Origin of the sequence: Nostoc sp. DedQUE05 (assembly GCF_034530955.1) — a bacterium.
Lineage (GTDB): Bacteria > Cyanobacteriota > Cyanobacteriia > Cyanobacteriales > Nostocaceae > Nostoc.
Map to the genome: position 1 here is coordinate 1 of NZ_JAVRCB010000087.1, position 10,960 is coordinate 10,960.

The 10,960-nt window shown below is 39.5% G+C and carries 7 protein-coding genes; 6 read left to right on the forward strand and 1 reads right to left on the reverse strand.

Going from position 1 to position 10,960, the window contains the following annotated elements; all coding sequences use genetic code 11:
• Positions 1–113: 113 nt before the first annotated feature.
• The 3 genes from RMZ42_RS34315 to RMZ42_RS34325 all read left to right on the forward strand — a co-directional run bounded on the left by RMZ42_RS34315 (position 114) and on the right by RMZ42_RS34325 (position 4,413).
• Entirely contained in the window at positions 114–989 is an 876-nt protein-coding gene (locus tag RMZ42_RS34315; RefSeq protein WP_322675630.1) for a YsnF/AvaK domain-containing protein, read from the forward strand.
• 333 nt (positions 990–1,322) lie between these two features.
• Positions 1,323–2,237: an ion channel gene (locus RMZ42_RS34320; protein ID WP_322675631.1), complete on the forward strand. Its 915-nt coding sequence runs from the start codon at positions 1,323–1,325 to the stop codon at positions 2,235–2,237.
• Positions 2,238–2,697: 460 nt separating this feature from the next.
• The gene (locus tag RMZ42_RS34325) at positions 2,698–4,413 is read left to right on the forward strand and encodes an alpha/beta hydrolase (protein WP_322675632.1); all 1,716 of its coding nucleotides are present in this window, start codon (positions 2,698–2,700) and stop codon (positions 4,411–4,413) included.
• Between the two features lie 222 nt (positions 4,414–4,635).
• Here the strand turns inward: RMZ42_RS34325 and RMZ42_RS34330 are convergent, their stop codons facing one another.
• Positions 4,636–5,967, reverse strand: coding sequence for an HlyD family efflux transporter periplasmic adaptor subunit (locus RMZ42_RS34330; RefSeq protein ID WP_322675633.1), 1,332 nt, complete (start codon positions 5,965–5,967; stop codon positions 4,636–4,638).
• A 1,171-nt stretch (positions 5,968–7,138) separates the two neighbouring features.
• Here RMZ42_RS34330 and RMZ42_RS34335 point away from each other — a divergent pair.
• The 3 genes from RMZ42_RS34335 (at position 7,139) to RMZ42_RS34345 (ending at position 10,716) form a co-directional block, all read left to right on the forward strand.
• Positions 7,139–7,339, forward strand: coding sequence for a hypothetical protein (locus RMZ42_RS34335; protein WP_322675634.1), 201 nt, complete (start codon positions 7,139–7,141; stop codon positions 7,337–7,339).
• 442 nt (positions 7,340–7,781) lie between these two features.
• On the forward strand, positions 7,782–7,982 hold the full coding sequence (locus RMZ42_RS34340) for a hypothetical protein (RefSeq protein WP_322675634.1): 201 nt from the start codon (positions 7,782–7,784) through the stop codon (positions 7,980–7,982).
• 589 nt (positions 7,983–8,571) lie between these two features.
• Positions 8,572–10,716: a peptidase domain-containing ABC transporter gene (locus RMZ42_RS34345; RefSeq protein ID WP_322675635.1), complete on the forward strand. Its 2,145-nt coding sequence runs from the start codon at positions 8,572–8,574 to the stop codon at positions 10,714–10,716.
• Positions 10,717–10,960 lie beyond the last annotated feature (244 nt).

Here is a 10,960-nt window from a genome sequence, read left to right on the forward strand (position 1 = left end):
ATGGACATTGCACAGTAGATGACCTCAATTCATCCCTCTATTATGCAACGCCATACATTTAATTTAGTTAATTAGAAAGCAGTTAGTAAATTTTCCAGATGAATAGCCAAACTATGGCAAAAAACACTTTACAGGCAAAGGGTAATTCTCGCACTATCTCCTCGCTGGCAGATTTAAGAAAGAAGGTGAACAATTTTGCTGTATTTGATAATCAAGGTCAGCAAGTAGGAGTAGTTCATGATTTAATTGTGGATGGTAATCGTCGGCTAAACCTCGTTATATCCAACCAGGCTAATCAAAAAACTGCTGAATCTAGCCAGCAGTTAGCTGATAAACATCCTTCTTTATTTCAGTTGCAGAGCCAGAGAATAAAAAAAATAGACAAGCCGACTCAATCTGTTTTCATAGACTTAAACAAATCAGAAATTGAATATATGCCTGAATATTTAGAATCAGAAACACCAGGCGATTTTAACTCAAGTGAGCAAGTAGCTAACAATCAAACGACAAATAGCCCAGTTGAGTCATTAAATAATTTAGAACAGATTCCTGAAGAACAGATTATTCGTCTAATAGAAGAACGACTAGTTGTTGAAAGCAGTAAGCGTAAAGTTGGTGAGGTAATTGTTCGCAAAGTAATTGAAACTCGAATGGTACAAGTTCCTGTCCGGCGTGAAAAGCTGATTGTGGAACAAATTAGCCCAGAACACAAACAACTCGCAGAAATTGATTTAGGACAAGGAGAAATATCTAGCGTTGATTTGACCGAAGTAGAAAGACTCGAAGTTACACATGACAATGGTTTAACGGTAAGCGGTGAATTTAGCTCACCTAAAATTGCTAATTTATTATTGAATGCGATCGCACTAGAGCGAAATAACGGTTGCAAGCAGGTGCGTGTTACCATTGCAGTTGAAGATGAATCGCACCAGAAAAAATACCAGGAGTGGTTTGACCGCTGTTCTAAAGGTCAATCACTAAAGCCATAACAACAAGTTTTTCATAAGTTTCTAGCAGATAAATTAGTAGGGTGGGCATTGCACACCCTATTTTTTTGCTGATTTAACGTGAGTTCGACAAGCCCTTTTTTGACCTCTCCCCCAACCCCTCTCCGACACGGAGAGGGGAGCCAAAACCCTAATTTCTCGTTGCTCCTCCCTTTCCCCGTGGGAGAGGGAGGTTGGGAGGGAGAGGTTCATCGAACTCACGTTGATTTAAGAAAAGAAAGTCTAAATTTCCACTACCTAATTGTCTAGAGTGAATGTCTCTAAAGCAACTTAATTTACAATACTAAGTAGTTGCCGTTCTTTTGGCTACTTGCAATGAAATTTCGACTGAAGAGACTTTCACCCAAGAAACGACAGCGTTCGATCCCACCGATTAAGATTCAAGTTCAAGATGGAAAATTTGAAATTATAGGTATGGGTGCATGGCATTCCTACTGGCGCGATCCCTATCATCTGCTGTTAACGATTCCTTGGATTGGCTTTCTGCTGCTAATTTGTACTTTCTATATAACGATTAATGCTCTATTTGCCCTAGCTTACTTGATCGGAGGAGATTGTATTGCCAACGCCCAACCTGGCTCTTTTTTAGATGTCTTTTTCTTTAGCGTCCAAACCCTAGCTTCTATCGGCTATGGGGCAATGTATCCGAAAACAACTTACGCCAACATTATTGTCACTATTGAAGCAATGATCGGTTTGGTGGGAATTGCTGTGATGACAGGACTAGCCTTTGCTCGGTTCTCTCGACCTACAGCCCGTGTACTCTTTAGCCGTGTTGCTGTCATTACAGCTCATAATGCGATGCCGACTCTGATATTTCGCAGCGCTAATAAGCGTCGCAATACGATTCTGGAAGCGCAGATGCGAGTCTACTTGATGCGCGACGAAGTAACCCTAGAAGGACAGTTCATACGTCGGTTCCACGATCTTAAACTGATGAGGAACCAAACACCTAGCTTCACGTTAAGCTGGTCAGTGATGCATGTCATTGATGAGTTTAGTCCTTTGTATGGGATGACACCAGAATCATTAACCCAGACAAATACTATGCTGATTGTCTCTTTGAGTGGCATTGATGAAACGGTTGCCCAGGTTGTTCATGCCCGTCATAGCTATGGTGCTAACGAGATTTTGTGGAACAATCAATTTGTCGATATCTTTTACCACACACCCGATGGACATCGCTACATTGATTACAACCGCTTCCACGATGTTTTACCTTTAGAGTGAAGGAGGGAAATTTCTGAAAGTTACTCCGAAGTCTGATTGAGTGGTGGGTGTAAGGGTTTAACGACCACCCGGCCATTTTCAATTACAGTACAACTTTTAACCGTGCTCTTACTGTCGTTAACTGGCACATCCTGGCACTGGTTTTGGTGGGAGATATTTTGCTCTTGTTGTTGGTTGAGGACGACAACACAACAGGCGCAGGAAGCAAAGGACATATAACTTAATTTTGATCTCTATATCTATTATCGCTCTACTGATGCTATTTGACTGAAAAATTTGCTACTCATGTATTTTGATTGTTCAAAACTCCTGTCAAATTTATCGTAAGTACTTGCTTTATTGTGCTTGTAGCCTGTTTGATATATCTAAACCAATTCAACAGGAAAGCGGTTATAGATCCCGCCCCGCTTTCCTCCCTGTCCAAACAAGTTTAAGCAGGGTTAGATAGTGGGTTTTTCTAATGAAAAAATTTTTGAGATATCTGGGTTTAGGTTTGCTATCTACGTTCTTGACTGCTACTCCCGGATTGGGAGCTGAACGCATTAGCTTTTACTATCCTCCCTTCGGCGAATTTTCTTTATCCGTAGACTCGCTGGAAACCTTTGCAAAAGTTGGCAAAATCGATCAAGATTTGTCATTTTATGCTAGCCGTGCAACTCCTGAACAACTTGCCCAACTGCGGGATCTACTCCAGCAGCGCTTTAATCTCACTCCTACACTAGTATCTCAAGTTACCTACTCACCGATAGGCGAGCAGTTGGTGCAACAATTGGGAAAATTACTGCTCACTGAGTCTCGAAAGAATGGCTTCTATGCCATACGTGCCTCTTTAATTTTGTCTGCTGCCGATCGAAAAGAGGGGTTAACAGTGGTGAATTTACTGCGGAAATTTCCTAGCGATACTATCCGGGTAAATTTCACAGAGGGATTAAGGATAGTCGATGACTTGTCTCAATTGATTAAAAAAAAGGATGAAGTTTTTGCCTCTCTGCAAAAAGAAGCGATCGCTCAAGCAGCCACTTCAAAAATTGATTTCTCCCAAAAACCAGATTTGCGATCGCCAGGAAAATTCACCTGGCAGAAAAAAACCTTCGAGTTAAATGACATTTCTCGCTCGCGCCGTCTACCTGTAGATATCTATTTGCCATCAGCAGGTTCACAAAAAGCTGGAGAATTACTCTCTCCTCCCTTTCCCCTGATTGTAATTTCTCATGGACTGGCTTCAGATCGCTCTACCTTTGTCTACCTGGCTGAACATCTAGCATCCTATGGTTTTGCTGTTGCTGTACTGGAACACCCTGGTAGTAATGCCGAACGCTTTCAACAATATTTTGCAGGTTTGGCAGGGCCTCCAGATGCAGCAGAATTTATCAACCGACCTTTGGATATCAAATATCTACTAAATGAATTACAGCGTTTAGATAAATCCGATCCTACCCTCCAAGGAAAACTCAATTTTCAACAAGTTGGGGCGATCGGTCAGTCTTTTGGTGGTTATACTGTTTTGACTTTAGCAGGAGCCAATATTAACTTTGAGCAACTCAGGCAAGATTGCAATCCCGATAATTCATCCTTTAATTTGTCGGTGTTTTTGCAGTGTCAAGCAAACGATTTACCTCCAAAGAATTACGAACTCAAAGACGATCGCATCAAGGCGATCGTTGCAATTAATCCCATTGACAGTTCAGTTTTAGGTCAGGGGGGAATCAGTCAAATTAAAATTCCCATCATGCTGGTAGCAGGTAGTCAAGATGTTTTCGCACCACCCGTATCTGAGCAAATTCGCCCCTTTACCTGGCTTTCTGACTCCAATAAGTACCTGGCTTTGATTGAAAATGCCACTCACTTTTCAGCGATCGCCGAACCTACTCCTCAAAACGATGTCTTACCTGTACCACCTGCCTTACTGGGCCCCGATCGTGCTGCTGTTTATTCTTATCTCAACGCCCTCAGCGTCGCTTTTTTAGAAACCCATCTCCTTAACCGTCCTGAATACCGTTCCTATTTGCAGCCTTCCTACGCCACATTTATCAGCAAAGAGCCGCTTAATCTTAGTATTTTACAGTCGTTGTCGGTAGCTCAGTTCGATCGAGTTTGGAGTGGGTCAACTCCCCAGTCTACCAAACCATCAAATCCTCAATCTACTTCCACCACTTATCAACCTTTGAGACAATGAAATAGCCCTGTTGGTTTTGCAGGGGGTTGGAGGGATCAAAAGCCCTCACCCTAAATCCCTCTCCCAAAGGAGAGGGACTTTGAAATGGACTTTAAAATTGGCTCCCCTTCTCCCACACTTGAGAGAAGGGGTTGGGGAATGAGGGCTAGTTTTACATTCGTGCAAGAGGTCTAATGCGTAAATCCTAAGTGGTTCTCAATGGCGTGGAATACAAGAAAAAGCCTACAAATCTGTTAGCAACCTTGCTTTTCTCAAAATAAATGTCATTACGGTTTCTTTTTTGGAAATGATATCAGCTGTAACTTCCATCCCCGGTTGAATGGGATAGGATTTATCGCCCTTTTTTAAATAAGGTCTCTCTGCCTCAATTGTCACCTCATAGTAAGGTGCAATTGGATTGCCGTTAACTTGAGATGTAATAGCGTCGGCGGTTATGGCTCTAACAGCTCCTTTGAGGATGCCGTAATCTGGGTAGGGATAGGCAGAAAGCCGCATTTGTACTTCCCCTTGTGAACATTTTGTTACTTGTACGACTTTACACACCTGTACTTTGCTAATATCAGAAGCGGCAACACGGGCTTTGATGACCAGAGGTGCTTTACTAGGAGCAATTTGAGCGATCGCATCCCCAGCACGAACAACTTGCCCAGGATTCCTTAATTCTAGTTTTAGGATAGTACCTGCCTCTGAAGCCTGAATTACAGTTTTTTGCAGTTCTGTTGAGAGTTGTTTTAGCTCTTCTTGAGCGCTGCTGATTTGATTTTGAATTTCTACTTGACGCCCAATAAGTTCTTGTCTTTCTTTGTTCAATGCCGCCAGCATAGACTCACCCTTTGCCCGTTCTTGGGCAATGCGTTCTTGGGCGATCTCCACATTTGCGCTAGTGGGATTGAGTCCAGTTTTGATCCGTTCTAATCTGGCAAGTGCAGCCTTAAAAGCTTGTTCTTTTTCCTTAATCTGTAAAGCTGCGATCGCTCCAGTCTCTGCTAACTGCTGATACCGCTTCAGTTCTTCCCTTGCTAACTCCACAGAGGCTTCTACTTCATCCACTTCTGCCTTACTGGTAATTCGCTTGTCTCCATAATCCCGTTGATTACGACTAAGATCGGCTTGCGCGGAGATAATCGCCTGTCCCATCGAATTGGATTCAGCTGTGATTTGAGTCTGTAGCGCTCTTAGTTGTGCATCGATTTGGGTTCTTTGTAAATGATTCTGCCGAATATTGCCGGCAATTTGGCTTTTTTTACTTTGTAATTGGGCGTCGTAGAGCAGTGCAATCTCATCTCCTCTTTTGACAACTTGATTTTCTTTCACCCTAATGCTTCTAACTGTTCCCTCCACTGCTGCTTGCACTAACCGTATTTCCCCCGTTGGACGGACAGTACCATCTGCTCTCACTACTACATTGTATTGAATTACACTTGCAAGACCAAAGGCAGCGCCAACACTTCCAATTAAAAATATCCCTCCCAGCCATGTCCAACTGCTAATTGGAGGAAGATATTCGTCGCTTTCAACTGGGCGGAGAAAGTCCGGTTGGGGGTCAATAAGCATAGAAGTTAAAAAACATTTTGGTTGTGCAAACAATCAAGTCAAAAACTAGCTAGTGTCAGAAGATAATCGTTATGAACTTCCTACACTACCAAGTATGAAAATGCAAAGCGACATTACATCTATATATATAGATATTTATTGAACGAGCATTTTCAAGTTAGAAGGCTCCTTTCTCCCTCTGAGAGGTTGTTTGAAAAGTATTATTGCTAACATATAAGCCCCATAAATCTAACGTCTCTATCCCCCTTTTTTAGAAGAAAAGGGAGGATTTCAAAGCCTCTCGACCTTTTGAGAGAGGTTTAAAATGGGTTTTATAGTATACTTTGCAACTTTTCAAACATCCTCTGAAAGCTTAGTCTTCTTAGCCTCTTCTCTTGGGAGAAGATAAGCCGCTTGTCTTAGAGGTTTCTCCATCAGCAATAGCTAAAAAGTAATCCATAGCCTAAGTCTATATAACAATTAGTGCCTTTTAGTAAAAAGACCAAATCTTTATAATTTTCTTTTAAAATTTTACCTTTTCTTTATTTACTTGTAAAAATTTTTATAATAGAGAGAAAAACTTTTCTTTTCTCTTCTAATTAATAAGTAGTTAAGCTAGTTTAAAACCGTTGTTATCACAATCTTTTATACTATTTTCAATAATATCTGTATAAACAAATTAAGCAAAAGACAGTATTTACGTGATAATACGTAAACTAAAAATAAGTAAAATTTTTGGAGTTCTTCAAATTTGCTTTTTCATGATTTTGTATAACAAAATACTATTTAACTGATTTGATACTCTTTCTTTAAGGTTTTGTGCCTCAATAACAGTATTAATACGTTAATTATCTTGTCTATTTTAGTCTAAAATTAGACATTATTGTTCAGAAAATCTTTATACGCATATATATTTTTGCCATACAATTAAATCCAGAATATTTTTCTATTTAAATAGAATAAAATTCATAGTTTTTTCAGAAAACAGTGAAAATAGTATAAATATTAGCCAAGTAGTATGTTTGTTAAGAGCTTGTAATACATATTTCTTAAGGAAATAGTTGTTTTATTACACTAGTTTCACTCATATAATCTTCTTAACAACACAAAAACATTCATAAATGCGCTGTTTGCATTCATGAATTTAGTGTGATGTTATCTAAATCCCAACAATCAAGTGAGAACTAAAAGCATGGAAAGCACACTATTTATCGAATTAACCGCTACTGAAGAAGCCAACCTCTCTGGTGGTGGTGGTAATAATAAGATCAAAGTTAAGCAAGTTGTAAAAAACTACGGCTATGTTTCGGTCTACGCTGGTGATGATTTGGATAACAGTGGCAATATAAGTTCAGATGCAGTTGGCACCGTCAACGCCAATATTTACGACTAGTAATCACACCTGTGTAAAGTTATGAAGTTCAGTAGAAGTGAAGTAATAAACGTAAAGACACTTAATCATGTCTTTACTTAGGATAAAAGTTCGCGTTTCAAATAATTTACACTGTTTACGCAGCTTAAATTACGTTTCCGTGTGGCTTAATTGCTAATTGACTTACATCCTAGTAGCCATTAGCTCTTTCTTGATGAAGGTTATCCTAACATACGTTTATTCCTACCTATCTACTTTTCTTCAACAAACTTAACAAAGTCTTATTGATGATTGCCTACTAGTAACTGTCAATAAGACTTCGATACTACTTTTTCCTCAAAATATCCATCACTTTTGAGTAGTCGTAAAGACAGGTAAGCATAATAAAAGTTGATACAGTCTGTATCAACTTTTATTTAACAAATGTTACATCAAACCCAACAATCAAGTGAGAACTAAAAACATGGAAAGCACACTATTTATCGAATTAACCGCTACTGAAGAAGCCAACCTCTCTGGTGGTGGTGGTAATAATAAGATCAAAGTTAAGCAAGTTGTAAAAAACTACGGCTATGTTTCGGTCTACGCTGGTGATGATTTGGATAACAGTGGCAATATAAGTTCAGATGCAGTTGGCACCGTCAACGCCAATATTTACGACTAGTAATCACACCTGTGTAAAGTTATGAAGTTCAGTAGAAGTGAAGTAATAAACGTAAAGACACTTAATCATGTCTTTACTTAGGATAAAAGTTCGCGTTTCAAATAATTTACACTGTTTACGCAGCTTAAATTACGTTTCCGTGTGGCTTAATTGCTAATTGACTTACATCCTAGTAGCCATTAGCTCTTTCTTGATGAAGGTTATCCTAACATACGTTTATTCCTACCTATCTACTTTTCTTCAACAAACTTAACAAAGTCTTATTGATGATTGCCTACTAGTAACTGTCAATAAGACTTCGATACTACTTTTTCCTCAAAATATCCATCACTTTTGAGTAGTCGTAAAGACAGGTAAGCATAATAAAAGTTGATACAGTCTGTATCAACTTTTATTTAACAAAGCGAATTTAATATAACTAATGTAAGTTGCTGGTTACATTCCTCTGAGCATCAAAATCTGATATTTTGTCTAGTGTATTAGAACTATAGTATGACTAAAGTATGAACTACATTTTTAACCATGCAGGGATAAGACCCTGCTATTTTTTTGGGTTTTGTCACGATGTTATTGGATACTGGAGTGCAAAATGAAATACCAAGTTGTTGCACAACATAGTGAAGAAGATTGTGGAGCGGCTTGTCTTGCTTCCATTGCCAAACATTATCAGCGCAACTTTACACTAAATCACATCCGGGAAGCGGTAGGCACTGGTCAATTAGGAACAACATTGTTAGGACTGAGGCGGGGAGCCGAGGCGCTTGGGTTTAATGCACGCTCTGTCAGAGCATCAAATGAAATATTAGACAAGATGAACCAAGCGCCACTGCCAGCAATCATTCACTGGAAAGGCTACCACTGGGTTGTTTTGTATGGTCAAAAAGGCAATAAATATATTGTTGCTGACCCAGCCGTTGACATTCGTTATGTCTCTAAAAAAGAATTAACGGATGCTTGGTCAGACAAAGTGATGCTTTTACTAGAGCCAGATTCGGTTCGCTTTTATGCTCAACCTGATGATAAAATAGACGGCTTTGGGCGCTTTATACGGCGTGTATTGCCTTATCAAGGCATACTATTCGAGGCTTTTTTGTGTTCCCTACTTATTGGTCTGCTTTCATTAACTTCTCCATTCCTAATCCAAATTCTGACGGATGATGTACTAGTTCGGGGTGATACCCAACTTCTTGCTGCTGTAATTATTGCCGTTGTGGTGATGAATATTGTGTCAAGTAGTTTAAAACTAGTTCAATATAACCTAATTGCCCATTTTGCCCAACGGCTGGAGTTAGGATTAATTTTAGAATTTGCTAGGACAATCCTGCGGTTGCCTTTGACTTACTATGAATCGCGTCGCAGTGGCGAGATTGTCAGCAGATTGCAAGATATTCAACAAATTAATCAATTAATTTCTCAAGCAATTATTAGTTTACCAAGCCAATTATTGATTGCAGCAGTTTCTTTAAGTTTCATGCTGTTCTATAGCTGGAAACTTACCTTAGTTGGTGTGATTATTGCGATTATAATGAGTTTGTCTACTATTGTTTTTCTGCCCACACTTCAACAAAAAATCAGAAGTGTCTTAGTCTTAGATGCAGAAAACCAAGGTGTTCTTGTTGAAAGCTTTAAAGGCGCTCTGACACTCAAAACTACTACCGCCGCTCCCCAGTTTTGGGAAGAATTTCAGAACCGATTTGGTCGTTTAGCAAATCAAACATTTCGCACAGTTCAGATTGGAATTATTAACGGTATCTTTTCTAGTTTAGTTTCTAGTATTGGCAGCATTAGTCTGATTGGTTTCGGCAGCATTCTGGTTATTAACAAGGAACTCAGCATCGGTCAACTGCTAGCATTTAACGGTATGAATGGTAATTTTTTAGCATTCATTAGTACTATGCTCAACTTTATAGATGAATTCACTCGTGCAAAAACTGCTACGCAGCGCTTAACAGAAGTTATCGATTCCACACCTGAAAATCAAGGCGATACTAAAAAACCTTTTACGAAGATTCCTAGCAAGGCTGATATTATTTGCACAAATCTCAACTTTCACTATCCTGGGAGGCTAGAGTTACTGCAAGATTTCTCCCTAACTATTCCTGGCGGTAAAGTTATTGCTCTAATTGGTACATCTGGCTGTGGGAAAAGTTCTCTTGCTAAACTGATTGCAGGTTTATACTTGCCTAATTCTGGTAACATTCGCATTGGTATTTATAATCTACAAGATTTAGCCCTTGATTGTTTGCGGCAACAAGTAGTCCTGGTTCCGCAAGAAGCTCATTTTTGGAGTCGCTCTATTATTGATAATTTTCGGTTAGGTTCTCCTCACGTCACTTTTGAGCAAATTGTCGATGCTTGCCAAATTGCTGAGGCAGACGATTTTATTAGTAAACTACCTGAAAAATATCAAACTGTATTAGGTGAATTTGGCTCAAATATTTCTGGTGGACAACGGCAAAGATTAGCTATAGCAAGAGCTATCATCAACGATCCACCAGTCCTAATTTTAGATGAATCAACGGCCGGACTCGATCCTGTTAGTGAAGTTAAAGTTTTGAATCAGCTATTGTTGCATCGCCAAGGGAAAACTACGATTCTGATTAGCCACCGTCCGAGAGTAATTGCCCGTGCTGATTGGATTGTGCTATTAAATCAAGGCAAATTACAAATTCAGGGAACTGTGGAAGATTTGCGTGCCAAACCTGGAAACCATTTAGACTTTTTAACTCCTTAATTAAGCTGATGGACTTTATAGCATTTTTCAGGCATTTAGACCACAACTTAGACGGGGAATAGAGAGTGGTGTCAATACTGGGTAGGTTTTGCCTAAAAAATAGAAATGTGTAGCGACTGTTTTAAAACTCAAGCTACGCCTACGCACCTGTGTACTCTATCGCGCTGCGACAAAGTTTGAAGTACCTCAAAACGACTTTGAAGTACCTCAAAACGACTTTGAAGTACCTCAAAACGACTTTGAA

Coding starts and splice junctions, on each gene's coding strand:
- RMZ42_RS34315 (WP_322675630.1), top strand. CDS start 114: ATGGCAAAAAACACTTTACAGGCAAAGGGTAATTCTCGCACTATCTCC.
- RMZ42_RS34320 (WP_322675631.1), top strand. CDS start 1,323: ATGAAATTTCGACTGAAGAGACTTTCACCCAAGAAACGACAGCGTTCG.
- RMZ42_RS34325 (WP_322675632.1), top strand. CDS start 2,698: ATGAAAAAATTTTTGAGATATCTGGGTTTAGGTTTGCTATCTACGTTC.
- RMZ42_RS34330 (WP_322675633.1), bottom strand. CDS start 5,967: ATGCTTATTGACCCCCAACCGGACTTTCTCCGCCCAGTTGAAAGCGAC.
- RMZ42_RS34335 (WP_322675634.1), top strand. CDS start 7,139: ATGGAAAGCACACTATTTATCGAATTAACCGCTACTGAAGAAGCCAAC.
- RMZ42_RS34340 (WP_322675634.1), top strand. CDS start 7,782: ATGGAAAGCACACTATTTATCGAATTAACCGCTACTGAAGAAGCCAAC.
- RMZ42_RS34345 (WP_322675635.1), top strand. CDS start 8,572: ATGAAATACCAAGTTGTTGCACAACATAGTGAAGAAGATTGTGGAGCG.